This window comes from Nocardioides sp. Iso805N, assembly GCF_000364605.1.
GTDB lineage: Bacteria > Actinomycetota > Actinomycetes > Propionibacteriales > Nocardioidaceae > Nocardioides.
This window is the reverse complement of sequence record NZ_KB822584.1, coordinates 40,302-65,034: the sequence shown is the minus strand read 5'-3', so window position 1 is coordinate 65,034 and position 24,733 is coordinate 40,302. Positions and strand designations below refer to the sequence as shown.

The 24,733-nt window shown below is 70.5% G+C and carries 19 protein-coding genes; 14 read left to right on the top strand and 5 right to left on the bottom strand.

The annotated features are described in order from the left end of the window. Positions 1 to 35 precede the first annotated feature (35 nt). Together H036_RS0117865 and H036_RS25545 are read right to left on the bottom strand one after the other, a co-directional pair. On the bottom strand, positions 36 to 692 hold the full coding sequence (locus H036_RS0117865; RefSeq protein ID WP_017936177.1) for a class F sortase: 657 nt from the start codon (positions 690 to 692) through the stop codon (positions 36 to 38). Beyond that, positions 689 to 2,392, bottom strand: a complete 1,704-nt coding sequence (locus H036_RS25545; RefSeq protein WP_232421907.1) for an Ig-like domain-containing protein — start codon at positions 2,390 to 2,392, stop codon at positions 689 to 691. The genes H036_RS0117865 and H036_RS25545 overlap by 4 nt, the downstream gene beginning before the upstream one ends. Between H036_RS25545 and H036_RS0117855 the strand changes: the two genes are divergently transcribed. The 3 genes from H036_RS0117855 (at position 2,354) to H036_RS0117845 (ending at position 5,552) form a co-directional block, all read left to right on the top strand. Next, entirely contained in the window at positions 2,354 to 2,953 is a 600-nt protein-coding gene (locus tag H036_RS0117855) for an O-methyltransferase (RefSeq protein ID WP_017936176.1), read from the top strand. The two genes, H036_RS25545 and H036_RS0117855, sit on opposite strands and share 39 nt — an antisense overlap. Before the next feature lie 86 nt (positions 2,954 to 3,039). Continuing rightward, positions 3,040 to 4,635 carry a glycosyltransferase family 39 protein gene (locus H036_RS23515; protein ID WP_017936175.1) on the top strand — a complete coding sequence of 532 codons (1,596 nt, stop codon included), beginning with the start codon at positions 3,040 to 3,042 and terminating at the stop codon, positions 4,633 to 4,635. Between the two features lie 59 nt (positions 4,636 to 4,694). Beyond that, a complete protein-coding gene (locus H036_RS0117845) occupies positions 4,695 to 5,552 on the top strand; it encodes a Bax inhibitor-1/YccA family protein (RefSeq protein ID WP_017936174.1) in 858 nt (285 codons plus the stop codon). Here H036_RS0117845 and H036_RS0117840 read toward each other — a convergent pair whose 3' ends face one another. Next, positions 5,553 to 6,527, bottom strand: a complete 975-nt coding sequence (locus tag H036_RS0117840; RefSeq protein WP_017936173.1) for an SGNH/GDSL hydrolase family protein — start codon at positions 6,525 to 6,527, stop codon at positions 5,553 to 5,555. It abuts the gene before it with no gap. Between the two features lie 112 nt (positions 6,528 to 6,639). Here H036_RS0117840 and H036_RS0117835 point away from each other — a divergent pair, with 112 nt between their 5' ends. The 4 genes from H036_RS0117835 to cydD all read left to right on the top strand — a co-directional run bounded on the left by H036_RS0117835 (position 6,640) and on the right by cydD (position 14,095). Beyond that, positions 6,640 to 8,028, top strand: coding sequence for a cystathionine beta-synthase (locus H036_RS0117835; RefSeq protein ID WP_026146146.1), 1,389 nt, complete (start codon positions 6,640 to 6,642; stop codon positions 8,026 to 8,028). A 115-nt stretch (positions 8,029 to 8,143) separates the two neighbouring features. Then, positions 8,144 to 9,592: a cytochrome ubiquinol oxidase subunit I gene (locus tag H036_RS0117830; protein ID WP_017936171.1), complete on the top strand. Its 1,449-nt coding sequence runs from the start codon at positions 8,144 to 8,146 to the stop codon at positions 9,590 to 9,592. Between the two features lie 10 nt (positions 9,593 to 9,602). Then, positions 9,603 to 10,613: a cytochrome d ubiquinol oxidase subunit II gene (gene cydB, locus H036_RS0117825; RefSeq protein WP_017936170.1), complete on the top strand. Its 1,011-nt coding sequence runs from the start codon at positions 9,603 to 9,605 to the stop codon at positions 10,611 to 10,613. Continuing rightward, positions 10,610 to 14,095, top strand: coding sequence for a thiol reductant ABC exporter subunit CydD (cydD, locus tag H036_RS26010; protein ID WP_081615610.1), 3,486 nt, complete (start codon positions 10,610 to 10,612; stop codon positions 14,093 to 14,095). The genes cydB and cydD overlap by 4 nt, the downstream gene beginning before the upstream one ends. Here the strand turns inward: cydD and H036_RS0117815 are convergent. Beyond that, positions 14,071 to 14,433, bottom strand: coding sequence for a YchJ family protein (locus H036_RS0117815; protein ID WP_017936168.1), 363 nt, complete (start codon positions 14,431 to 14,433; stop codon positions 14,071 to 14,073). The two genes, cydD and H036_RS0117815, sit on opposite strands and share 25 nt — an antisense overlap. A gap of 69 nt (positions 14,434 to 14,502) precedes the next feature. On the opposite strand from H036_RS0117815, the gene H036_RS0117810 reads away from it, so the two are divergent. From H036_RS0117810 to H036_RS0117800, 3 genes are read left to right on the top strand one after another with little or no spacing between them, the layout of a single operon-like run. Beyond that, positions 14,503 to 15,903, top strand: coding sequence for an AAA family ATPase (locus tag H036_RS0117810; RefSeq protein ID WP_017936167.1), 1,401 nt, complete (start codon positions 14,503 to 14,505; stop codon positions 15,901 to 15,903). Then, positions 15,896 to 16,294, top strand: coding sequence for an OsmC family protein (locus H036_RS0117805; protein ID WP_017936166.1), 399 nt, complete (start codon positions 15,896 to 15,898; stop codon positions 16,292 to 16,294). Before H036_RS0117810 ends, H036_RS0117805 begins: the two co-directional genes overlap by 8 nt. Then, positions 16,291 to 18,273, top strand: coding sequence for a vWA domain-containing protein (locus H036_RS0117800; protein WP_017936165.1), 1,983 nt, complete (start codon positions 16,291 to 16,293; stop codon positions 18,271 to 18,273). The genes H036_RS0117805 and H036_RS0117800 overlap by 4 nt, the downstream gene beginning before the upstream one ends. A gap of 67 nt (positions 18,274 to 18,340) precedes the next feature. Here the strand turns inward: H036_RS0117800 and H036_RS0117795 are convergent, their stop codons facing one another. Then, complete coding sequence (locus H036_RS0117795) at positions 18,341 to 18,865, bottom strand: GNAT family N-acetyltransferase (protein ID WP_157417596.1); 525 nt, start codon at positions 18,863 to 18,865, stop codon at positions 18,341 to 18,343. Between the two features lie 132 nt (positions 18,866 to 18,997). Here H036_RS0117795 and H036_RS0117790 point away from each other — a divergent pair, with 132 nt between their 5' ends. The 4 genes from H036_RS0117790 to H036_RS0117775 all read left to right on the top strand — a co-directional run bounded on the left by H036_RS0117790 (position 18,998) and on the right by H036_RS0117775 (position 24,683). Next, positions 18,998 to 19,774 carry a sulfite exporter TauE/SafE family protein gene (locus H036_RS0117790; protein WP_026146145.1) on the top strand — a complete coding sequence of 259 codons (777 nt, stop codon included), beginning with the start codon at positions 18,998 to 19,000 and terminating at the stop codon, positions 19,772 to 19,774. A 119-nt stretch (positions 19,775 to 19,893) separates the two neighbouring features. Beyond that, positions 19,894 to 21,348, top strand: coding sequence for a dicarboxylate/amino acid:cation symporter (locus H036_RS0117785; protein WP_017936162.1), 1,455 nt, complete (start codon positions 19,894 to 19,896; stop codon positions 21,346 to 21,348). Further along, the gene (locus tag H036_RS0117780; RefSeq protein WP_026146144.1) at positions 21,348 to 22,184 is read left to right on the top strand and encodes a hypothetical protein; all 837 of its coding nucleotides are present in this window, start codon (positions 21,348 to 21,350) and stop codon (positions 22,182 to 22,184) included. The genes H036_RS0117785 and H036_RS0117780 overlap by 1 nt, the downstream gene beginning before the upstream one ends. A gap of 156 nt (positions 22,185 to 22,340) precedes the next feature. Continuing rightward, positions 22,341 to 24,683 carry an Ig-like domain-containing protein gene (locus H036_RS0117775; protein WP_017936161.1) on the top strand — a complete coding sequence of 781 codons (2,343 nt, stop codon included), beginning with the start codon at positions 22,341 to 22,343 and terminating at the stop codon, positions 24,681 to 24,683. Positions 24,684 to 24,733: the final 50 nt, after the last annotated feature.

Below are 24,733 nucleotides of genomic sequence, written 5' to 3'. Positions count from 1 at the left end.
CGGCACCGGGGGCGGGTGCCAGGTGCCGATGCCGGCTAGGTGAGCGAGGCGGTGATGACCATGTTCTCGACGGGGTCGGTCCCGGCCGGAACCTCGAGACAGGTGATGACCACGAGCCGGCCGGGTGTGTTCGCCCACAGCGCCGCATCGTGGGGGACCTGGGCCTTTGTGATCGCCTGCGTGCTGGTGACGGTGTAGGTGAGTCCACCGACGACGATCTTGGCTCCGGCGGAGAGCGCTGAGGTGCCCTCGGCCACGTTGATCAGGTAGTTGCCCGGAGCGACTGCGCCGCCTCGCATGGAGTGGGTGGCGAGGAAGACGGTTCCCTGGCGAGCGTCGGCGAGGCTGACCCCCAGGTTGCGCACCCAGTAGACGGAGGCCACCCCGGGTGGGGTGATGGTGTTGTCGACGACGTCGAGCGCGCCGAGGGGCACGTCCAGCCCGACCGAGGGGACCAGGAACCGCGTGCCGGTGTCAGCGACCGCGTGCATCGCCTTCTGGGCGCGGGGTGACAGCGTCGTACCGGCGTCCACCTGCACGCGGTGTCCCGTCATGTCGACCGGGCCGGCGGGGTGGTCGGTCGCCGTCGTCACGAGAGAGACGGCCGCTCCGGTGACGAGCGCACTCCCGGCGAGGATGGAGCCGAGCAGCAGCCACCGTCGCCGGGACCCACGAACGGCGGCGTGCCTCACTGCTGTCCTCGGCGCCGCTGCAGGGGCCAGGCAACCACGCACGCCCCGCTGAGGACGAGCAGGCCGATGGCCCCGAGCCCGATGGTCACGCCCAGGTGTGCGCCCGGCGCGACGTACCCGCCGGTGTTGACCGCGGGTCCGGCTGCGGTCGCCGTCGCAGAACTGCTGGACGAGGCGCTGAGCTCCGCATTCGTCGGAGTGTCGGTCGAGGCCTTGCTCGGCGCCGCAGGAGTGGATGCGGTGGCCGGCGTCGGCGAGTCGCTGGGGTTGCCACTCGGGGTTGGGGTGTCACTGGGCGTTGGGGTGTCACTCGGGGTTGGGTTGTCACTCGGGGTTGGGGTGTCACTCGGGGTTGGGGTGTCGCTGGGAGTCGGGGTGTCACTCGGAGTCGGGGTGTCAGTCGAGCTGGGGGTGGCCGTGTTGGTCGGGGTCGGCGTCGGCGTCGGGGTGGCGCTGGTCCCGGTGCCGCTTCCCGTCCCGGATGCGGAGGAGCGGGTGATCGTCGCGGACACCGGGGTGTTCGTACCGTTGACGACGAAGGTCCCGGTGTTGGAGTAGCTGGCGAGTCCCTGGTCGGTGATAGCGGTTTGCAGGTAGACACCGACGTTCTCGTGGGCGGGCAGGCCGGTCCACGTCACGGTCAGGGAGTCGGCCTCGCAGGCGACGACCGGGGTGTACATGGCGGTGTCGGTGGGCGCGATGATGTCGGCCCATGCGCTGACGTAGTGCCCGACCTCCGGGTCGATGGACGTGCAGTCGATCGCAAGCCCCGGGCCGGGGACGTCGGTGATGGTGACGGTGTTGGAGTCAGCGGTGCCCACGTTGCCCGCGATGTAGGAACGGGTCCTCGTCTGCTGAGCGTCGGTGAACAGCATGGCCTTGAACGGGTGCTGCAGGTCGGAGGGAACGCTGCCGTCGCAGTTGACGGTGCAGAAGCCGTTCGGTCCCGTGGTGGTGATGGTCACCGGCACCGCGGTGGTGCCGACGGTGAAGTCGAGGGTGTGGGGTCCGGACGTCGTCTGCTGTGCGGAGTACTGGGTGTCGAACGTGAAGGTGCCGCCGATGTCGTTCGGGTGGTCGGCCACGTACGGGGTCAGGGTGAAGGTGACTGCGCCGGAGGCGCTCACGCTCGCGGTGGCCACGACGTTCCCGTTGTCGTCCTCGAGGTCGAACGTGGTTGCTCCGGACCAGGACAGCTCGGGCGGGAGTTGAAGGTGAAGGTGTCGCCGGGGCTCGATCCGTCGGGCACGCTCCAGGTCCCGGAGAAGCTGATGGTCGACCCGGTGGCATACGGGCCCGGTCCACTGGTCAGATCCACCGAGGTGATGGCATCCGGGATGGCCGCAGCGTCTGCCTTCGTCGCTGTCGCCACACCGATAGCGCCGAGGGCCGCGAGCAGCGCGGCTGCGACCACGAGGAACAGGCGGGTGCCGAGTCGGTGAGTCGTGTGGGGGAGAGCGGTTGGAGTACGCATCGGATCTCGGGTCCTCGTCTGTTGACCTGGCGTCGTCACGGGGGGACAGGCGTCGGCAGCCGTAGACTTCCCCGTCACAAGACGGTCGCAGCCCGGCTTCATGACGCGGTCCGAATCGACTTGCCCAGGGCGGTCCCGGCAGGTCAATCTCTGGGCGTTGACACTTCGACACGGGGGATGAGCACGCATGGACGATGACCTGGACACGCTCCTCGACGCATTGCATCGCGAGGGGATCGAGCATGACGCGACCAAGCCCGACCGGTTCGACCGGCTGCGCAACGTCGAGCCCGACACCGCCCGTCTGCTCGCGGTCCTCGTCCGCGCCACCCGTGCTCGGGCGATCCTGGAGCTGGGCACCTCCAACGGCTACTCGACGCTGTGGTTGGCCGACGCCGCTCGAGCCACCGGGGGTCGGGTGACCAGCGTCGACATCGACCCCGACCGCAGTCGCCTCGCTGCCGCCAACCTCGACCGTGCCGGCCTCGAGAGCTTGGTCGGGCTGACCGTCGACGACGCGGCCCGCGTGCTGGCCGACTCGCCTGCCGAGGCGTGGGACCTGATCTTCCTCGATGCTGAGCGGCCGGCGTATCCCGACTACTGGCCCGACCTCGTCCGGACCCTCCGGCCCGGGGGCCTGCTGGTGGTGGACAACGTGATCTCCCACGCGGACCAGGTGCGCGACTTCCGAGCCGTTGTCGCTGCGGACCCCCGGGTCACCGAGGCACTCGCCCCCACGGGCGCAGGAGCGTTGCTCGTCGCTCGGGAGCCAGCCCCCGCCAGGTAGCCCGACGAGCGCCGGACCGGCTGCCGCTGAGGCCCGCCGGCCGATGGTGCGGTTGCGGTCATGGGGACGGTCCTACGGTCCCTGACATGGGCACCACCGTCGTGTCACCGCCCGCGAGGCCGACCCGCCCCGGCCCGGCCTCGCGGCGCTCCTCCGCGATCGCCCCCGTGCTGGTCGGCCTGCTGGCGGCCTCCGTGAGCCTGATCCGGATCGGCCACCCGTCGATCTGGACCGACGAGGCGGCGACCGTCTCCGGCGCCACCCGCAGCGTCTCGGCCTGGTGGGCGCTGATCACCAGGATCGACGCCGTGCACGGCGCGTACTACCTGGGCATGCACTACTGGATCGCGCTCGCAGGCCGCAGCGCGACCATGCTGCGACTGCCGTCGGCGCTCGCGGTCGGCGCGGGCGCGGCCGGCGTCGTGCGGCTGGGCACGCTGCTCGTCGACCGGCGTACGGGCCTGTTCTCCGGGCTCGCCCTGGCGCTCATCCCTCGGGTGTTCTGGGCTGGCGGGGAGGCGCGCTCCTACGCGTTCGACCTGGCAGCTGCGGTCTGGGTGACGTTGGCGCTGCTCGCCGCCGTGCGGCGCGGAGGGGCCTGGCGTTGGGCGCGGTACGCCGTCGCGCTCCTCGCGGCCAGCACGCTCTTCGTCTATGTCCTGCTGCTCGGGGTGGCCCATCTGCTCACCGTCGTCCTGCTGCAGCGCGGCAAGCTGCGGCCGGTGTCGATCGCGCTCGTCGCGGTGACGGTGCTGCTCGCACCGCTGGTGGTGCTGGCCCGTCACGAGCAGTGGCAGCTGCCCTTCCACCACGCTCCGCCGCTGAGGGCGACGCTGATGCAGGTCGCGGTGCAGCAGTTCTTCACCGGCGAGCTCCCGACCCATGCGCAGACTCTGCGACCGGGCATCGGCTGGACGATGGCAGCGGTCGCGCTCGCCGCCCTCACCTGGACCCTGGTCGCCGTCGCCCTGGCCGGCCGGTGGCGCCCGGACCGCCGACTCCTCGCCGTCGCGGTGCCCTGGCTGGTCGTGCCGACGATCCTCATCCTCGGCTACACCTACGCGATCAAGCCGCTCTACAGCCCCCGCTACCCGACCTTCACCGCACCCGCGCTGGCGCTGCTGCTCGGTGCGGTGATCGCCCGGCTGCGGCTGTCCTGGCAACGCCTGGCGGCCGGGGTGCTACTGATCGCGCTGGCGGTGCCCATCCTCGGTGTGCTGCGCGGCAGCGCCGCGAAGAAGGCATCCGACTGGGGACCTGCCGCGGCGTACCTCCGCCTGCACGCACGGCCAGGCGATGACATCGCCTACCTCGACCTGCTGGGTCGCCGCACGGTCACCACCGCCAAGCTGGCGATCGCCTACCCTGACGCGGTCAACGGGCTCGATGACGTCACCGCCCATCTCACCGCGGCCCAGAACCGCAGCCTGTGGGGTCGTGACTATCCGCTGGCGCGGGTCGCGGACCGGCTGCGTCACGCCGCACCCGGCAGCAGGCTCTTCGTGGTCACGGACGCGGCCCTGCCGCTGACGGCACACGGTAACGCCGACCTGCCCCTGCTCCAGCGACTCGGCTACCGGCTGCAAGGTCAGTGGCGGGGTCCTTCGACCGACATCTTCGAGCTTGGGCGCGGCGGGAACGAGCCGGCTCGGCCGATCGTTCAACACACTGACGGCACCTAGGATGGTGCTGTCAGGCTGTTGTCAGGGCGATGACAGCCACCGGCCTCCAAGGAGAGACCATGCCAAGCAACAACCCGGTGTTCCGCAACTCGGATGAGTTCAAGTCCGGCTACAACGCCTACGGCAACGCGACGTACGCCGGGAACGGCGCGGGTCACTCCGGTTACGGCAGCGACCCGTCCACCTGGAGCGTCGGCACGCCGGGCGCTCCGAGTGCGCCGACGCGCACCACCGGCCCGATGACGATCGACACCGTCGTGCAGCGGACCGGCATCAGCCTGGTCGTCGTGATCGTGGCCGCCGCCCTGACATGGGTGATGACGCCCTCGATCACGACGAACGAGGGTCTCAGCGCCGTCTACAGCGCCGCCATGATCGGCAGCCTCGGCGCCTTCGTGCTCTCGATGGTCAACTCGTTCAAGAAGATCATCAGCCCGGCGCTGGTGCTCGTGTTCGCCGCCTTCGAGGGCGTCGCGCTCGGCGCGCTGAGCAAGGCCTTCGACGCGCAGTTCGGCAGTGGCGTCGTCACCGGCGCCGTCCTGGGCACCTTCGCCGCCTTCGCCGGCACGCTGGCGGCATACAAGTACTTCGACATCAAGGTCGGCAACAAGTTCCGCACGATGGTGATGGGTGCCGTCCTGGGCATGATCGGCCTCGCGGTGCTCGAGCTGGTCCTCGGCCTGTTCGGGTCGAGCCTGGGGCTGTTCGGCTTCGGCGCGCTCGGCCTGCTCACCGCGATGATCGGCCTGGCGCTCGGCGTCTTCATGCTCGTGATGGACTTCGACTTCGTCGAGCAGGGCGTCCGCAACGGCCTGCCGGAGCGCGAGTCCTGGCGCGCGGCGTTCGCGATCACGGTCAGCCTGGTCTGGATCTACACCAACCTGCTGCGCATCCTGGCCATCGTGACGAACCGCTGATCAACCCGACCGGCGAGCCCGAGGCCGCCTGGCGACGCTCACCCAGAGCCGTCCCAGGCGGCCTCGTGGCTTCGGTACCGAGCCGAGCTCGGTACCGGGGACGTTGACGGCTCGCAGCGTGGCGGCGGCGATCGGCAGGGCCGGCTGGCCACGGTAGGTCGCCAGCTCGGCCTGCTCGTCACCGAGCAACCCCAGCGCCGCCAGGGTCGAGGGCAGCAGCACCTCGGCCAGCGCGGCGTAGCCCGCGACGGAGGGGTGGAACCTGTCCGGGCCGAAGAAGAAGTCCCGGTCCGCGGTGAACTCCGGACCCAGGATGTCGGCGAGCGAGACCGTCCGCCCGCCGGCGCGCACCACCCGGATGGTCTGCTCGGCGGCGATCCGCCGCGACCAGGCACGGGCGATGTGCCGCAGCGGCGGCAGGATCGGCTTGATCGAGCCGAGATCGGGCACGGTGCCGACCAGCACCGCGACCCCGCCGGCGCGCAGCCGCTCGACGGCCCGCACCAGGTGCGAGACGGCGACGGTGGGTCGCACCATCCGGACCACGTCGTTGGCGCCGATCAGGATGATCGCGACATCGGCGTCGAGCGCGAGCGCGCGATCCACCTGCTCGTCGAGCTCGGCGGAGACGGCGCCCACCACGGCCAGGTCACGCAGCAGGATCTTGCGTCCCGACCAGTCCGCGACACCCTGGCCGACCAGCGCACCGGGTGTCTGCGCGGCGACCTCGAGCCCGTAGCCCGCGGCGCTGGAGTCGCCGAGCACGGCAACAGTGATCGGCGGCTCCTCCGCGCGCGGCCCGTCGGCGCCGTACGTGCCGGTGGGGTCGGGCGGCGGGATCAGGTCGACGGCGTTGATGGTCGCGTGCGCGAACTTGGCCTCGGCGGCGATCACCCCGACGGCTACGCCGCCGGCGGCTGCCAGCCAACTGCCGATCCGCAGCGCGGTGCGTGATCGTCCTCCTGCTCGCGTCACGAGCCAACCCTACGAAATGCCGGCGGCGGCCGGTGCGCGCCCCGGCCACTCGTCGCGTGCGATCGAGTGCCGGCGTGCCCGCCGGTCGCGCTGGATCGCATACGGTGGCGCCATGGAGTACGTGGACTCGCTGCTCGACCTCATCGGCAACACCCCGCTGCTGAGGCTCGATCGCTCACTGGACGGATTGCCGAAGCAGGGACCGATCGTCCTGGCCAAGGTGGAATACCTCAACCCCGGCGGCTCGGTGAAGGACCGGATCGCCACCCGGATGATCGAGGCCGCCGAGGCCTCCGGTGCGCTGCAGCCCGGTGGCACCATCGTGGAGCCGACCTCGGGCAACACCGGCGTCGGTCTGGCGATGGTGGCCCAGCGCAAGGGCTACAAGTGCGTCTTCGTCTGCCCGGACAAGGTCAGCGAGGACAAGCGCAACGTGCTCAAGGCGTACGGCGCCGAGGTGGTGGTCTGCCCGACGGCCGTCCCGCCAGAGCACCCCGACTCCTACTACAACGTCAGCGACCGTCTCGCCTCGCAACCCGGCGCCTGGAAGCCCGACCAGTACTCCAACCCGCACAACCCGCGCTCGCACTACGAGACCACCGGTCCCGAGATCTGGAAGCAGACCGAGGGTCGGATCACCCACTTCGTGGCCGGCGTCGGAACCGGCGGCACGATCAGCGGCATCGGCCGCTACCTGAAGGAGCAGGACTCAGGCGTCCAGGTCATCGGCGCCGACCCGGCGGGCAGTGTCTACAGCGGCGGCACGGGCCGGCCCTACCTGGTCGAGGGCGTGGGCGAGGACTTCTGGCCGGAGACCTACGACCGCGACATCGCCGACCGGATCATCGAGGTCTCCGATGCCGACTCCTTCGCCTTCACCCGGCGGCTGGCCCGCGAGGAGGCGCTCCTGGTCGGCGGTTCGAGCGGGATGGCTGCCTACGCCGCCAAGCAGCTCGCCCACGAGCTCGCCGAGGCCGGCGAGCATGACGCGGTGATCGTGGTGCTGCTGCCTGACTCGGGCCGCGGCTACCTGACGAAGGTCTTCAACGACGACTGGCTGGCGCAGTACGGCTTCCCGACCGGTGCCGACCAGGCCAGCCAGACGATCGGGGACGTTCTCCGGGGCAAGTCCGGCGCGCTCCCGGCGCTGGTGCACACCCACCCGAGCGAGACGGTGGCGGAGGCGATCCACATCCTGCGCGAGTACGGCGTCAGCCAGATGCCGGTCGTGCGTGCCGAGCCGCCGATCGTCGCCGCGGAGGTCGCCGGCTCGGTCTCGGAGCGGAGCCTGCTCGACGCGCTGTTCGCCGGGGACGCGCACCTCACCGACCCGGTCGAGCAGCACATGAGCGCGCCGCTGCCCACGATCGGCGCCACCGAGGACACCCAGGCCGCGGTGCAGCTCCTGGAAGGCTCGGACGCCGTCCTCGTGCACGAGGACGGCAAGCCCGTCGGCGTACTGACGCGGGGGGACCTGCTGAGCTTCCTCAGCGGGGCCTGACCCGGCCTCCGGGACCGCCCGAAATCCTCGATCCACGCTCAGACGCGGCTCTTGTGAATTTATTCACGAGCGCCGCGTTTGAGAATTTCAGGGACGGAGGAGGATCGTCGGGACTGTGGATAGCGTCCTCGACATCGCTCGGTGGCAGTTCGGCATCATCACCGTCTACCACTTCCTGTTCGTCCCCCTGACGATCGGCCTCAGCGCCCTGGTCGCCCTGATGGAGACGATGTGGCTGCGCACCGGTCGCGACGACTGGCTGCGGCTGACGAAGTTCATCGGCAAGCTCTTCCTCATCAACATCGCGATGGGGGTGGTGACCGGCATCGTGCAGGAGTTCCAGTTCGGCATGAACTGGTCGGACTACTCCCGCTTCGTGGGCGACGTCTTCGGCGCGCCACTCGCGATGGAGGCGCTGCTGGCGTTCTTCTTGGAGTCCACCTTCATCGGACTCTGGATCTTCGGCTGGGACAAGGTGCCGCGGAAGCTGCACGTGTCCTTCATGTGGATCGTGCACTTCGGCACGCTGGCGTCGTCCTGGTTCATCCTGGCGGCCAACTCCTGGATGCAGCACCCGGTCGGCTACGTCTACAACAAGGCCACCGGCAGGGCAGAGCTGACCGACTTCTGGGCGGTCATGTTCAACAAGGTCCAGCTGGGCACCTTCCCGCACGTGGTGCTCGCCTCCTACATGACGGCGGCTGTCTTCCTGGTGGCGGTCTGCGGCTGGCTCTACGGTCGCCGGGCCAAGGAGGCGGGGGAGCAGGCCGAGGGCGACCGGGTCCTGTACGGCCGCGGCATCCGGCTCGGCGCGGTCGTGGCGGTCCTGGCGTTCGTCGGGGTCGCGTTCACCGGTGACATCCAGGGCAAGATCATGACCGACGTACAGCCGATGAAGATGGCCTCCGCCGAGGCGCTCTGGGATACCTCCGACACCTGTGCGCCGTTCTCGGTCTTCACCATCGGGACGCGCGACGGCAAGCACAAGAAGTTCGCCGTCGAGGTGCCCTGCCTGCTCTCGTTCCTCGCGACCGGGCACTTCAACGAGAAGGTGCAGGGCATCAACGACCTGCAGAAGCAGTACGAGCAGAAGTTCGGTCCCGGCGACTACACCCCGATCATCCCGGTCACCTACTGGTCCTTCCGCTGGATGATGGGGCTCGGCGCCACCGGTGTCGCCGGCGCTGTGCTGCTGGCCTTCCTGACCCGGCGCGGTCGAGCACCGACCTGGCGCTGGTACAGCTGGGTCGCGGTGCTGGCTCCGCTGTTCGCGCTCTTCGGCAACTCGGTCGGCTGGATCTTCACCGAGATGGGCCGCCAGCCGTGGGTCGTCTTCGGCCTCATGCAGACCAGCTCGGCCGTCTCCCCGAACGTGAGCCCGACAGAGGCATGGATCTCGATCCTGGGGCTCACCCTGATCTATGCCGTGCTCGCCGTCGTCGAGGTCAAGCTGCTGCTGCACTTCATCCGCAAGGGTGCCGACCCGTACGTCGAGCCGCCGGACCTGCGTTGGCGCGACATCGGTCGCGACGACGACGACCAGCCGCTGACCTTCGCGTACTGAGGAGACTGACATGGAGCTGACCACCGTCTGGTTCTGCCTCATCGCGTTGCTGTGGATGGGCTACTTCGTCCTCGAGGGCTTCGACTTCGGGGTCGGCATGCTGCTCCCGGTGCTGGCCCGCGACGACCGCGAGCGCCGGCTGATGATCAACACCATCGGGCCGGTCTGGGATGGCAACGAGGTGTGGCTGCTCACCGCCGGTGGGGCGACGTTCGCGGCCTTCCCGGAGTGGTACGCGACGCTGTTCTCCGGCTTCTACCTGCCGCTGCTGCTGATCCTGCTGGCCCTGATCGTGCGCGGTGTCGCCTTCGAGTTCCGCCACCAGCGCTCCGACCCGAGCTGGCAGGCCTGGTGGGATCGCGCCATCGTGGTCGGCTCGCTCGTACCGGCTGTGCTGTGGGGTGTGGCCTTCGCCAACATCGTGCGCGGTGTGCCGATCGACGCAGACATGAACTTCACCGGGACGATCTGGACCCTGCTCAACCCGATCGGGATCCTCGGCGGCCTGACGACGCTGTTCCTCTTCCTCACCCACGGCGCGATGTTCATCGCGCTGAAGACCGACGGGGAGATCCGGTACCGGGCGCGACGCCTGGCCATCGCCCTCGGCGTCGTGGCCGCGGTGGTAGCGGTGGTCTTCCTGCTCTGGGTCGAGGTGCACACCGGGGACCTGACCTCGGCCGTCCTGTTCATCGGCGCGGCCGCGTGCCTGGTCGGCGGGGTCCTCTCCGCCACCCTGGGCAAGGAGGGGTGGGCCTTCGCAGGGACATTCCTGGCCCTGGCGCTGGCGGTGGCCGGTCTGTTCGAGGCGCTCTTCCCGATGGTGATGCCCACGACGCTGGCTGACGGGGTCTCGCTGACCGTGTACAACGCCTCGGCCACCCACTACACGCTGAGGGTGATGACCATCATCGCGGTGATCTTCACCCCGCTGGTGGTGCTCTACCAGGGCTGGACCTACTGGGTCTTCCGCCGCCGGCTGTCGGTGCACCACATCCCGAGTGAGGAGCTCGTCCACTGAGACCCTCCGACCCGCGCCTGCGGGCGCAGCTGGCTCCCGCTCGCCGATCGCTCTCGGTGGTCGTCGCGGTCGGCGTCGCCGGAGCGGCGGCGCTGGTGGCCCAGGCGTTCGTGGTGACGGCCCTGGTGCTGGCGGTGATCCACCACGACCCAGCGGGGCGGGTCGCCTCCTGGGCGGCCGTCACGGTGGCGGTCTTCGCCGTGCGCGGGTTGCTCGGCTGGGTCGGCGACGTGGCTGCCGCCCGCGCGGCCGGCGCGGTCGGGGCGGGCCTGCGGCGCCGGGTCGTGACCGCGCTGCTGGGCGAGCGCGACCTGCGGCGTACGGGCTCGACGGGGGAGGCGGCGGTGCTGGCCACCCGCGGGGTGAGCGCGGCCGAGCCGTACCTGACCCGCTACGTTCCGGCGTTGGTGCTGGCCGTGGTGCTGCCGGTGATCACGCTGGCGGTGATCGCGGTGCTCGACCCCCTCAGCGGGCTGATCGTGCTGCTCACGCTGCCGCTGATCCCGGTCTTCGGCATCCTGGTCGGCCTGGCCACCCGCGATCGGGCGCAGCGACAATGGCGGGCCCTGCAGACGCTGGCCGGGCACTTCCTCGACGTGATGCGCGGGCTGCCGACGCTGGTCGCCTTCCGCCGGGCCGAGGCCCAGTCGGCCTCGATCGCCGAGGTCACCGACCGCTATCGGCTGCGCAATCTCGCGACCCTGCGGGTCGCATTCGCCTCCGCGGCGATCCTGGAGCTGGTGGCGACCATCTCGGTGGCACTGGTGGCCGTCACCGTCGGCATCCGGCTGGCCGACGGCCGGCTCGACCTGCACACCGCGCTGGTCGTGCTGCTGCTCGCCCCGGAGGCCTACTGGCCGCTGCGCCGGGCAGGGTCGGAGTTCCACGCCGCCGCCGAGGGGAGCGCGACCTTCGAGGCCGCGGCGGCGCTGCCGGTGCCTTCCGTGGCGGCGGAGAGCGCCGGGTCGCCTGACGTGTCGCCCGGCGTACCGACCGGCTCGGAGTTGTCCGCCACCGCCGTGTCGGTGACCTATCCCGATCGAGGCCAGGCCGCGCTCGCGCCGGTGTCGCTGATCGTCCCGAGCCGGGGCGTCACCGCCCTCACCGGTCCGTCGGGGTGTGGCAAGTCCACCCTCCTCGACGTACTCGCCGGCAGGCTGGAGCCCAGCTCCGGCGACGTACGCCGCCCGCCGTCCGATCGGATCGCCCTGCTCCCGCAGCGGCCGGTGTTCGTCGCGGGCAGCATCGCCGACAACCTCCGGCTCGCGCGGTCCGACGCGACCGACGAAGAGCTCTGGGCGGAGCTGGGCGAGGTGGCCCTGGCCGACCGGGTGGCGGAGCTGCCCAACGGCCTGGACACCGACCTGGCCGAGGACGGCCACAGCCTCTCCGCTGGGGAGCGGGCTCGACTCGCGCTGGCGCGGATCGGTCTCTCCCGACGGCCGTGGGTGCTGCTCGACGAGCCGACCGCGCACCTGGATCCGGCGACCGAGCAGATCATCGCGCGCACCGTTGCGCGGTGGGGGCGGGATCGTGGGGTGCTGGTGGTCGCGCATCGGCCGGCGTTGGTGGAGCTTGCGGATCATGTTGTGGAGCTGTCGCCGGTGTCGGATTCGGTGTCGGTGGCGCCGGGCGGGGCTCGAGGGAGCGCCGGCGGGCAGGCCTCGCTCCACTACGGCTCCTTCGTCGCCTCCGCTCCGGCTGCGGCAGCGCCCGCGCGGCACCCCCTCGGGCCCCGCCCAGCGGACCGTGGCGCCTCCGCTCCGGCTGCGGCAGCGCCCGCGCGGCACCCCCTCGGGCCCCGCCCAGCGGACCGTGGCGCCTCCGCTCCGGCTGCGGCCGCGCCCGCGCGGCACCCCCGCGGGCGACGACCGGCGGACCGGGGCCGCGCCCGGCGGGTTGGCAGCGGGTGGGGGGCAGCTGTGCTGGGGGGTCTGGCGTCGGTGTGTGGCATCGCGCTGACGGCGACGGCGGGTTGGCTGATCGTGCGGGCTGATGCTCGGCCCGCGATCCTGACGCTGACGGTGGCGATGGTGGCGGTCAGGACGTTCGGCCTGGCTCGACCCGGACTGCGCTACCTGGAGCGGCTGAGCTCCCATGACCGTGCGCTACGACTGCTGGCGCAGCGGCGGGTGGCGGTCTACGACGCGTTGGTGCCGCTGGTGCCTGGTCGGCTCGGCAGGCGGCGCGGCGACGTACTTGCCGCTGTGGTCGACGACGTCGATGCGGTCCTGGACACCGAGCTGCGGGTGCGCCTGCCCGTCCGGTCGTACGTCGTGACAGCGCTGCTCACGACTCTGTGCGCCGCGCTGATCCGTCCGAGCGCCGGTGTGGCGGTGGCCTTCGGTGCGCTGGTGGCAGCCGCTGCCTTCGCGCTGGCCCGGGCCGGTGCCGCGCGCGCCGAGGAACGGGCGGTGGCGGCGCGAGCCGTGCTCTCCGAGGCTGTGGTGGAGGTCGCCCAGACCGCCGACGAGCTGCGGATGTGGGGTGCCCAGGAGCGGGCCGTCGACGCGGTGACGCGTGCCGGCAGGGACTCGGCCGCCGCGACCGGGACGGCTGCCGTCTGGCTCGGTGGCGCCCGTGCCTTGGTGCTGGCCGGTGCCGGCATCGGCGTCGCGGCGATCGCGCTGCTGCTGCGCGGGCAGGTCGCGTCCGGGGAGCTGAGTGGCCCCGTGCTCACCTTGCTACTGCTGTTGCCGCTCGCCCTCGCCGAGGCGGGCACCACCCTCGCCGACGCCGGCGCGGCCTCCGCACGGGGCGCCGCCGCTGCAGCGCGACTGCGGGAGCTGACCGACCAGCCACCGGCGATCAGCGAGAGCGCCACCCCCGAGCCGCTGCCCGAGGGCAGCACGATCACGGCCGCCGCGCTTCGGGCTCGCGACCGTGAGCTGCCCGCGTTGCGCCTCGAGCCAGGCGACAGCGTGGCGGTGGTCGGTCCCTCCGGCTCGGGAAAGAGCACGCTCGCGGCCCTGCTGCTGCGGTTCCTGGATCCGGACGCCGGTGGTGTCGCCCTCGACGGCACCGACTACCGCGACCTGGCCGCAGCCTCGGTCCGCGCGCGGGTCGGCCTGGTCGACGACGACCCGTACGTCTTCACCTCGACGCTGGCCGAGAACATCAGGTTCGCCAGGCCCGGCTGCAGCGACGAGGAGGTCGAGCAGGCACTGCGCCAGGCGCACCTGGGGGAGTGGGTCGACGCGCTTCCGGCGGGTCTACAGACCCACCTCGGCGACGGGAACGCGGCCGTCTCGGGCGGCGAACGGGCAAGGCTGGCGATCGCCCGCAGCCTGCTCGCCGACCAGCCCGTGCTGGTGCTCGACGAGCCGACGGCCCACCTCGACGCAGGGACCGCGCACGCCCTCGCGGCCGAGGTGCTCGACCACGACCACCGTGCGGTCGTGTGGATCACCCACGCCGAGGCCGGGCTCGACCGGGTCGACCGCGTGATCGCGCTGGATCAGGAGATCTCGCCGTCGAGGTAGAACCAGCGGCCCGCGCGACGGTCGAACCGGCTGCGCTCGTGCAGCTGCCCGGTCGCCCCGTGGTCGAGCCACCGAGCGGTGAACTCGACCCAATCCTCGCCGTACCCCTCGATGGTCAGACCGGTCCAGGACGGTCCGCCCTCGAGGGCAAGGTCGGCCGGCCGGGTGCGCGGGTGCCAGGTGCGGAAGACATAGTCCACGTCGCCGACCGCGTAGGCCGCATAGCGTGAGCGCATCAGCTCCAGGGCGGTCGCTGCCTGACGTACGCCGCGGTGCAGCGGTCCGCAGCAGGCGTCGTAGGCAAGGTCGGAGCCGCAGGGGCAGGGTGAGCCGATCACCGGGCCATTGTCCCGAAGGGAGCGGCTGACCCTCCCGGAGGGATTGTCCGGCGCAGTAGCGTGAATGCTGTGACAGACGCTCCCGCGACTCCGCCCACCATCGGTACCCTCGGCGAGCTCAAGGCCGCCGGCCACGTGCTCAAGCCGTTGCGCACCGAGATCCGCGACAACCTCCTGGCCAAGCTGCGCTCCGGCGAGGACCCCTGGCCGGGCCTGCACGGCCTGGAGGACACCGTCATCCCGCAGCTCGAGCGTGCGCTGATCGCCGGGCACGACATCGTGCTGCTCGGCGAGCGTGGCCAGGGCAAGACCCGCCTGCTGCGCACCATGGTCGGCCTGCTCGACGAGTGGACGCCGGTGATCGAGGGCTCCGAGCTGGGCGAGCACCCGCTCGAGCCGATCACCGTCGGCTCGAAGCGGCGTGCGGCCGAGCTGGGCAACGCGCTTCCGGTGACGTGGCGGCACCGCTCCGAGCGCTACTCCGAGAAGCTCGCCACCCCCGACACCTCGGTCGCCGACCTGATCGGCGACGTCGACCCGATGAAGGTCGCCGAGGGCCGGTCGCTGGGCGACCCTGAGACGATCCACTTCGGCCTCATCCCGCGGTCGCACCGCGGGATCGTGGCGATCAACGAGCTGCCCGACCTGGCCGAGCGGATCCAGGTCGCGATGCTCAACGTGATGGAGGAGCGCGACATCCAGATCCGCGGCTACGTGCTGCGGCTGCCGCTGGACGTGCTCGTGCTGGCCAGCGCCAACCCGGAGGACTACACCAACCGCGGCCGGATCATCACGCCGCTCAAGGACCGCTTCGGCGCCGAGATCCGCACCCACTACCCGCTCGAGCTCGAGGCTGAGATGGCGGTGGTCCGACAGGAGTCGCACCTGGTCGCGGAGGTGCCGGACTACCTCCTGGAGATCCTGGCGCGGTTCACCCGCAACCTGCGCGAGTCGAGTGCGGTCGACCAGCGCTCCGGCGTCTCGGCGCGGTTCTCCATCGCCGGGGCCGAGACCGTCGCTGCCGCTGCCCTGCACCGCGCCACGTTGCAGGGCGAGGAGCAGCCGGTGGCTCGGGTGGTCGACCTGCAGACCGCTGTCGACGTACTCGGCGGGAAGATCGAGTTCGAGACCGGCGAGGAGGGCCGCGAGACCGAGGTCCTCACCCACCTGCTCCGGACGGCGACCGCCGAGACCTGCCGGGCGCGGCTGCGTGGCATCGACTTCGGGCTGCTGGTCGCCGCGATCGAGAGTGGCCAGATGGTGACCACCGGCGAGCAGGTCAGCGCGCTCGACTTCCTCACCGGCCTCCCGGCACTCGGCGAGTCCGAGCTGTACGACGACGTCTGCGAGCGGCTCGACGCGCGCAACGACGGCGAGCGTGCAGGCGCGATCGAGCTGGCGCTGGAGGGCCTCTACCTGGCGCGGCGCATCGGCAAGGACAGCGACGGATCCGAAGTCGTCTATGGCTGAGCTCTCGTCCTTCGGCGTCCGTGCCAGCACCGGCTCGCTGCGAGCCGGCGCCGGTGCGGGAGCCGTCGTGCTGCCGCACGCGTGGACGCCCGAAGGCGTGGTGGCCGCACCGGTCACCAACGGCGCGCAGGCGCTGCACCTCTCGGTGGCGCTCTGCGTGCTCAACGACGTCTACCGCGAAGCCGGCGCGTCCGGGATCGCGGTGCGCGGCGTCGCCGTCGAGGCCGATGGCGGCTTCGACGACGCCTGGGCCTCCACCGGGATCGACTACCGGGTCGAGGTCGACTCCGCGACCGACGAGGCGACCCTCGCACGCCTGCTGAAGCAGGTCGAGGTCGTCGCCGAGATTCCCCGCGCGCTCGGCGCGGGAGCGAAGGTGCAGCGCCGATGAGATACAAGAGGTACGCCGGGGGCGACCCGCTCGCTCCGCCCGTCGACATCGCCGAGGCACTCGACGCGATCGGCGAGGACGTGATGGCGGGATACTCGCCCGAACGCGCGCTGCAGGAGTTCCTGCGCCGCGGCGGTCGCGATCAGGAGGGCCTGGACGACCTGGCTCGGAGGGTGGCCGAGAAGCGCCGAGAGCTCCTGCAGCGGCACAACCTGGACGGCACCATGCAGCAGGTCCGCGAGCTGCTCGACAAGGCGGTGCTGGCCGAGCGCGGCCAGATCGCGCGCGACACCACGCTGGACGCCGACGACGCGATGTTCCGCGAGATGCAGCTGAACAACCTGCCGCCCAACACCGCGGCGGCCGTCTCCGAGCTGTCGTCCTACGACTGGCGCTCCCGCGAGGCGCGTGAGGACTACGAGCAGATCAAGGACCTCCTGGGCCGCGAGCTGCTGGACCAGCGCTTCGCCGGGATGAAGCAGGCGCTGGAGAGCGCGAACGAGGAGGACCGCGCCCGGGTCAACGAGATGCTCGGCGACCTCAACGAGCTGCTGGACAAGCACCGGCTCGGGGAGGACACCCCCGAGGACTTCGCCGACTTCATGGCCAAGCACGGCGACTTCTTCCCCGAGGACCCGCAGGACATCGACGAGCTGCTCGACTCGCTCGCGCAGCGGGCGGCCGCGGCTCAGCGGATGCTCAACTCGATGACACCCGAGCAGCGCGCCGAGCTGATGGAGCTCTCCGCGCAGGCGTTCGGGTCGCCGGCGCTGATGGAGGCGCTGGACCACCTCGACGCCAACCTGCAGTCGCTGCGACCGGGGGAGGACTGGTCCGGCTCGGAGCAGTTCGGCGGCGGCGAGGGGCTGGGCCTGGGCGACGGCACCGGCGTACTGCAGGACCTGGCCGAGCTCGACCGGCTCTCCGAGCAGCTCTCCCAGTCCTACGGCGGGGCGCGCCTCGACGACGTCGACCTCGACGCGCTTGCCCGCCAGCTCGGCGACTCAGCGGCGGTCGATGCGCGGACGCTGCAGCAGCTGGAGCAGGCGCTGCGCGACTCAGGTCAGCTCGAGCGGGGCTCCGACGGCAATCTGCGGCTGACGCCGAAGGCGATGCGTCAGCTCGGCAAGGCGCTGCTGCGTGACGTCGCCCAGCGCATGTCCGGTCGCCAGGGTCAGCGCGACCTGCGCACCGCCGGCGCGGCGGGCGACCTGTCCGGTGCGTCCCGACCGTGGGCGTTCGGCGACACGGAGCCCTGGGACATCCCGCGCACCCTGCTCAACAAGGCGCTGCGCCGGGGCGACCGGCTCAGCCTGGACGACATCGAGGTGCAGGAGACCGAGTCCCGCACCCAGGCAGCCGTAGCGCTCCTGGTGGACACGTCGTTCTCGATGGCGATGGACGGCCGCTGGGTGCCGATGAAGCGGACCGCGCTCGCGCTGCACACCCTGATCCGGTCGCGCTTCCGCGGTGACCACCTGCAGTTGATCGGCTTCGGCCGAGCGGCGCGCGTGATGGAGATCGAGGAGCTGACCGCGCTGGACGCACGGTGGGACAAGGGCACCAACCTGCACCACGCCCTGCTGCTGGCCAATCGGCACTTCCGCAAGCATCCCAACGCCCAGCCGGTGCTGCTCATCGTGACCGACGGGGAGCCGACCTCCCACCTGGAGCCCGACGGCGAGGTGTGGTTCTCCTACCCGCCGCACCCGCTGACGATCGCCTACGCCGTCCGCGAGCTCGACAACGCCGGGCGTCTCGGCGCGCAGACGACCTTCTTCCGGCTGGGCGAGGATCCGGGCCTGGCCCGATTCGTCGATTCGATGGCGCGCCGGGTCGACGGCAAGGTGATCGCGCCGGAGCTCGACGACCTCGGCGCCGCTGTGGTCGGCAGCTACCTGGGGTCGCGCAGCAGTGGCCCCGCAGGCGGAGGCTACGGCGACCTCTGGGGCGGCGGTCGCGGCTGGTGGGCCGGCTGAGGTCGGCGGTGGCCGCCGGCCCGAGTCGCTAGGGGCGAGCACTGAGAGTCGCCTTCTCGGAATCTGCTCACCTCGGCGGCGGCACCTTGGCCCCCGCGCCGTCCTCGGCCTCGGGTGCGAGATCGAGCTCGAGCCAGGCCACGTCGTGCCAGGCCCCGAGCTTCTGGCCGATCCGGTGGAAGACGCCGACGTCGACGAAGCCGAGGCTGCGGTGCAGGCCGATGCTCGCCTGGTTCGGCAACGCCACGCCGGCCAGCGCGAGCCGGTAGCCGCGCTCGCGCACCCGCACCAGCAGCTCGCGGTAGAGCGCTCGCCCGACGCCGCCGCGGTGGCACCCGCGAGCGACGTACACGCTGGTCTCGCAGGTCCAGCGGTAAGCGGCCCGCTCCCGGTGCTCGCCGGCGTAGGCGTAGCCGACCACCTCGCCGTCGCGCTCCGCGACCAGCCACACGTGCGCGTGAGCGATCCGTCCGGCCATCTGCGAGGTGGTCGGCACCTCGGTCTCGAAGCTGACAGCCGTCTCCCGCACGTAGGGTGCGTAGACAGCCCGACAGGCCTCCGCGTCGGCTGCAGTGGCCGGTCGGACGCTCACGTCGGTCACGAGCGCCTCAGCTCCGGCCGTGCCCACCGCCGCGGCACCCGGATCGGCGGCGGGAAGCGCGCCGCATCCGTGAGGGGGAGGGTGACCACTCCAGCAGTATCGCCGACGCCGTACCCTCTCGGCGTGCCTGATCCGAGCGTCGTCTTGCTGCTGGCGCTGGCGGCGGCCTCGGCCGGCTTCGTCGACGCGGTCGTGGGCGGCGGCGGGCTGATCCAGCTGCCGGCGCTGCTCCTCGGCCTGCCGGGCTATGCGCCCGTGCACGTGCTGGCGACCAACAAGCTCGCCTCTATCTGCGGTACGACGACGAGTGCCGCGACGTACTACCGCCGGGTGCGGCCCGACCCGCGCACGTTCGTCCCGCTGATGGTGCTGGCGTTCCTCGGCTCCGCCGGGGGAGCGGCGGTGGCCTCGCACCTGTCCAGCGAGCTGTTCAAGCCGATCGTGCTGGTAGCGCTCGTGCTGATCGGCGCGTGGGTGTGGTTCCGGCCCACGCTGGGCGGCGAGACGCTGCTGCGGCACGGCCCGCGCCGTCACCTGGCGCTGGCGATGATGATCGGTGCGGCGATCGGCTTCTACGACGGCGCCCTCGGCCCCGGGACCGGCTCGTTCTTCGTGATCGCGCTGGTCGGCCTGCTGGGCTATTCGTTCCTCGAGTCCTCGGCCAAGGCCAAGCTCGCCAACGTCGCGACGAACCTGGCCGCCCTGGTCGTCTTCATCCCCCAGGGAGCGGTGCTGTGGCGCCTGGCGCTGGTGATGGGTGCGTGCAACATCGCCGGCGGCTACCTCGGTGCGCGGCTCGCGGTGGCCCGCGGGACGGGCTTCGTACGCGTGTTCTTCCTGCTGGTGGTGGGCGGCTTCATCGTGCGCATCGGGGGAGAGCTCGTGGGCTGGTGGGGCTGAGCGCGTCTCAGCATTCAAGCGGTTGTCTCTAATATTGAGAAAGTAGAGCGAGTCGCTCGATTTAGGGTTTAACTTCCTCCTGCGCTGCCATCGCGGCGTCAGGCTTGAAGGGAACTCGCATGAACTGGCCCGCTTGGGGCACGCTCGCCGCGGTGGCACTGGTCGCTGTGCTCATCCACCGGCTCCGTCGGCGCAACATCAACTTCAGCGTGATCACTCTGATCGCGCTCGCCCTCGGCATCCCGATCGGGCTGATCGCCGGAGACCACGTCGAGTACGTCGACCCGATCGGCAAGATCTACCTCAACATCCTGCTGGCCTGCGTGGCGCCGCTCATCCTGGTCGCGATCGTCTCGTCGGTGACCTCGCTCGGCAGCATCGCCAAGCTGCGCAGCATCGGCCTGCGCTCGGTCTTCTGGCTGATGCTCAGCAACGGACTCGCCGTGGTCCTCGCGATGGGTCTGGGTCTGGCGTTCCAGCCCGGCTCCGGCGTCCACAGCAAGCTCGGCGGCACCGCCACCGACGCCGTCCAGGGCCAGGTGCAGGACTTCACCCACGTCGTGATCGGGTTCTTCCCGACCAACGTGGTCGAGAACTTCCGCGCCAACGACATCATCCCGATCATCCTGATCGCGCTGGTGCTCTCGATCGCCTACCTCTCGCTCGCCGAGCGCAAGCCAGAGCAGGTCCGCCCGTTCCGCGACGGTGCCGAGGCGCTCAAGCTGGTCATCTTCAAGGCCGTGGGCTATGTCATCCAGCTCACGCCGTACGCGATCGTGGCGCTGACCGCGACCACGGTGGGCAACAGCACCAACCTCGGCAAGCAGTTCTGGTCGCTGGTCGGCCTGCTCGCACTCACCTGGGTCGCGTGCTTCCTGCACACCTTCGCCGTCAACGGCGTGGTGCTCAAGGTCTTCGGCCGGGTCCCGGCGCTCGCGTTCTTCCGCAAGATCTTCCCGGCCCAGCTGACCGCTTTCACCACGCAGAGCAGCGTCGGCACGCTCCCCGTCACCACCGAGCGGCTGACCCGCGAGGTCGGCGTGCACCCCGAGATCGCGCACTTCACCGCTCCGCTCGGCACCACCATCGGCATGCCAGGCTGCGCCGGCATCTGGCCGGTGCTGATCGCGATCTGGGGCCTCAACGCCTACGACATCCCCTACGGCCCCGGTGACTACCTCAGGCTGGCGGTCCTCGGCGTCCTCGTCTCCGTCGGTACGGCGGGCCTCCCCGCCGCAGCGACCGTGGCCGCCGCCACGGTGCTCTCCGCGGCCGGCCTGCCGCTGGAGTTCGTCGCGGTGACGATCCCGATCAGCACGATCGCCGACATGGCCCGCACGATGACCAACGTGACGGCCGCCGCGGCCAGCGCCACCGTCGTGGCCCGGCAGACCGGCCTGCTCGACGACGAGATCTTCGCGGGACGGGCCGAGTTCCAGGAGGCGGACGAGTCGCCGCTGCCGGGCCGTCGCGTCGCCGCGGAGGAGACCGTCGCTCTCGCCGACCTGACCACTCCCATCACCCCCATCGCCGACGACCCGTCGGCCGGAGCACGAGAGCTGACGAACGCCTGATGAAGCGACAGATCGCCCTGCTGACCGCTGGTCTCGGCCTGAGTGCCGCCACCCTGCTGACGGCCCCGGCGGCGCACGCCACCGACATCACCAACCCGGCCGACCATCCGGCGCCCATCACCGTGGTGGTTGGCGGTCAGACCTTTACCGACGGTCAGGACACGATGCCGGGTGAGGACGACTACGAGTGCACGCCGATCCCGGGCGTCAGCTACGACTTCGCCGACAACGAGGTCATCTACGACACCGACAACGGCACCAAGACGGTCCACTGGACCGAGTGGAGTCGCGTCACCAGCTACCAGGTGTGGCTCAAGCAGCAGAGCAGCTCCTCGAGCAGCTCGGGCTCGAAGTCCTCGAGCACGACCACGACGTCGAGCAGCACCAAGTCGACCAGGACCTCGAAGAGCTCGACCAGCAAGAGCTCGAGCACGAAGAAGACCTCGAAGTCCGCCTCGACCACCGCGAAGCCGTCGGCGAGCGCCAGCCCCAGCGCCGACCCGAGCGCCAGCGCATCGGCGAGCGCCACCGCGACGGCCTCGGACGCCGCGTCGCCATCTGCCTCCGCGTCGGCGAAGCCGCACCACCACAAGAAGGACGCCGCTGCGGTCGTCGCCGCAGCACCGTCGCCCTCGCCGTCGCAGGCCAGCACCACAGTGGCGACCGACCAGCAGCTGAGTTCCGCGGCAACCGCCGCCGGCAGCGGCACGGGCAACACCCGCCTCGCCGGCGTCCTCATCCTCGGCGCCTTCGCCGCCGCCAGCATCGCGCTGCTGATCGGCAACGCGCTCCGCACGGCCGTCGGCCGGCGTGGCCGCAGGGGAGGAGTCGCATGAGCTCCACCCGATGTCACTCGCTGAGCTGACCTAGCACCACCCCTTCGCCTCGCCAGGGCGACGGCCACGCGGCCGTCGCCGGGCCGAGTGCGCCCTGAGCATCCCACTCACCGCACCACCCACCGTCTCGGACCGAGAAGATTGAGGAACCCACCCATGAACGCCTTCGCCCGTCGAAAGCGCGCGGCAGCGGCCATCGCCGCCGCGGGCATGAGCGTCGCAGCGCTCGCCGGAGGCGCGCTGAGCGCGCCCGCCGGCGCCGCTCCTGCGCGCACTGCCACCACCTACACCGATACCACCTACCTGCAGGACACCCTCGGCGTTGCGGCGGGTCAGACCGTCCTCGAGACAGTCACCTATGAGCGCTTCAACTGGCTTCTCCAGCAGCAGGGAAACTTCGCATTCCTCGTGGGTGACCCGGCACTCGATGCCAACTTCAAGACGACCGCCCAGGCCGCGGTGACGCAGGCGCAGGCGAAGGGGATCAGCAAGATCTACTGGTTCGATCCCAACCTCTCCGGTTATAGCGGATTGCGGAACCTCGACATCCGCAATCCGAGCGGGATAACGAGCCTCGCGGGCTCATCGCAGGCAGCGTTTGGCACGCTATGGACCAATCTGCTGGCGAAGTACATCGGGGACACCGACGCTGTGGTCAACGACGCTGACGCCCCGGCCTTCGACAACCGCGCGGGTGCGACGCCGGCCATCGGTGCGAGCGACAGCTTCTTCTTCGCCTACAACAAGGACCACATCAATGCCTCGTCGCAGCCCGACAAGGTGCTGACTTGGGTGGATGCTGCCAACAACACCGCCGATGCCTCGGTGACGCCCGGTGTGGCCCTGTCGAACACGTTCGCAGCGGACTTCGCAACGCTGACCGGGACCAATGCTCCGACCGCTGTGTCGCAGGCGAAGTTCTACGAGACCGAGTTCAACCGCAAGCACGATCTGGTCGACTACGGTCACTACCCGACCACCGCTGCCGACACGGCAAAGGGTGGCAACCTCATCTCCGACGGCGATGCGGCTGACTGGCATGTGCAGCAGCTCACCTATCCGGAACTGATCCACCTGCTCGATCACGCGACCACGCAGAACGCTGTCATTCTGTTCGGTGGAACTTGGTGCCCGAACACGCGCGCCGTGATTCACGACGTGAATGCCCAAGCAGCGGCCAACAACGTGACGGTCTACAACTTCGACCTCGTTCTCGATGGCGGCACGACCTACGACCCAAGTACGACCACCACCGAGCCGAACACGTCCGCCAACCCGCTGCACATCCGCGACAACGCGGCCATCACCTCGGGTGGCGTCGCGACGCTCAACGCCCGTCCGTCGTACCTCTACGGCGACTTGGTGCGGAGCTACCTCCAGAACCTCCTGACCGAGTACGACCCGAACACAGGCACCAAGGTCAACTACTACCCCGGGGGTGACACCACCAAGGTGATCGACTCGGTGCGCAAGCTGCAGGTGCCGTTCCTCATCGGCTACCAGAAGGGCATCGGCGGCAGCTCCGCCAAGGGCGTCGCGCGACAGTGGATCCAGCAGAACGCAGATCCGGCGAGCGGTCTTCCGACATTCAAGGAGTACATGTCGCAGTGGTGGTACACCCATCCGGCCGGCACCCGCATCGGACTCTCCGACTCGCAGTTCCCGACTGAGATCAAGACGATCCCTGGTCTGGCCGGCTTCAATTGGCAGAACCCCGTCTACCCGAGTGCGAGCAACACGCCTGACTCGGCCTATCAGACCGCGACCGAGATCGCGAACGGTGACACGTCGAAGGTCTCGCAGCGCAGGACGAACGTCCTAACGGCCCTAGGCGCGGCGTCAGGCGTATCCGCGGGCGGCGTTGCCTTCGGGCAGGCGGCGATCGCGAAGCTCGGCTACTTCTTCGACGGTCTGCCGGGCGGGGTCACCTCGACCCAGACTGTGACCGCGCCGAGCGTGAAGTACGGCACCGCGCCGAAGATCACCGTCGCGATCGCCAACGAGTACGGCCGCGTGCCGACCGGCAAGGTCTCCCTGACGGTCGCCGGCAAGAGCTACCCGGCGCAGACCATCGTGGCCAACGCCGCGTCGTTCACCTTGCCGAAGCTCGCCGCGGGCAGCTACTCCTACACGTTGTCCTACGTCGGTGACGACCAGATCCTGGCCTTCTCCAAGACCGGCACGCTGAGTGTCGCCAAGGGCTCGGTCGCCTCGGTCAAGGCCACGACCAGCAAGAAGCCGACCTCGAAGAAGGCCGGTGCCGCGAAGGTCACCGTCGCGGCTGCTGTCGGCAACGCGACCGCGACCGGCAAGGTCACCGTCACCCTCAAGAAGGGCTCGGCCAAGAAGACCGCGACGGCCACCCTCAAGTCCGGCGTGGCCACGGTCAAGCTGCCCAAGCTGCCCAAGGGCACCTGGACCGTGAAGCTCGCCTACGCCGGCGACGCCAACTACGCCGCATCGACCGCGACCGGTACGTCGGTCAAGGTCACCAAGTAGCACCTGCGCCACCACCGGGCCGGTCGTGGGAGGGACACCTCCCGCGGCCG

What these genes read in the sequence shown, in the direction of transcription:
- H036_RS23515 (WP_017936175.1), top strand. Translation starts at nt 3,040, where the DNA reads ATGGGCACCACCGTCGTGTCACCGCCCGCGAGGCCGACCCGCCCCGGC.
- H036_RS0117780 (WP_026146144.1), top strand. Translation starts at nt 21,348, where the DNA reads ATGAAGCGACAGATCGCCCTGCTGACCGCTGGTCTCGGCCTGAGTGCC.
- H036_RS0117855 (WP_017936176.1), top strand. Translation starts at nt 2,354, where the DNA reads ATGGACGATGACCTGGACACGCTCCTCGACGCATTGCATCGCGAGGGG.
- H036_RS0117785 (WP_017936162.1), top strand. Translation starts at nt 19,894, where the DNA reads ATGAACTGGCCCGCTTGGGGCACGCTCGCCGCGGTGGCACTGGTCGCT.
- H036_RS0117845 (WP_017936174.1), top strand. Translation starts at nt 4,695, where the DNA reads ATGCCAAGCAACAACCCGGTGTTCCGCAACTCGGATGAGTTCAAGTCC.
- H036_RS25545 (WP_232421907.1), bottom strand. Translation starts at nt 2,392, where the DNA reads ATGCAATGCGTCGAGGAGCGTGTCCAGGTCATCGTCCATGCGTGCTCA.
- H036_RS0117805 (WP_017936166.1), top strand. Translation starts at nt 15,896, where the DNA reads ATGGCTGAGCTCTCGTCCTTCGGCGTCCGTGCCAGCACCGGCTCGCTG.
- H036_RS0117835 (WP_026146146.1), top strand. Translation starts at nt 6,640, where the DNA reads ATGGAGTACGTGGACTCGCTGCTCGACCTCATCGGCAACACCCCGCTG.
- H036_RS0117775 (WP_017936161.1), top strand. Translation starts at nt 22,341, where the DNA reads ATGAACGCCTTCGCCCGTCGAAAGCGCGCGGCAGCGGCCATCGCCGCC.
- cydB (WP_017936170.1), top strand. Translation starts at nt 9,603, where the DNA reads ATGGAGCTGACCACCGTCTGGTTCTGCCTCATCGCGTTGCTGTGGATG.
- H036_RS0117800 (WP_017936165.1), top strand. Translation starts at nt 16,291, where the DNA reads ATGAGATACAAGAGGTACGCCGGGGGCGACCCGCTCGCTCCGCCCGTC.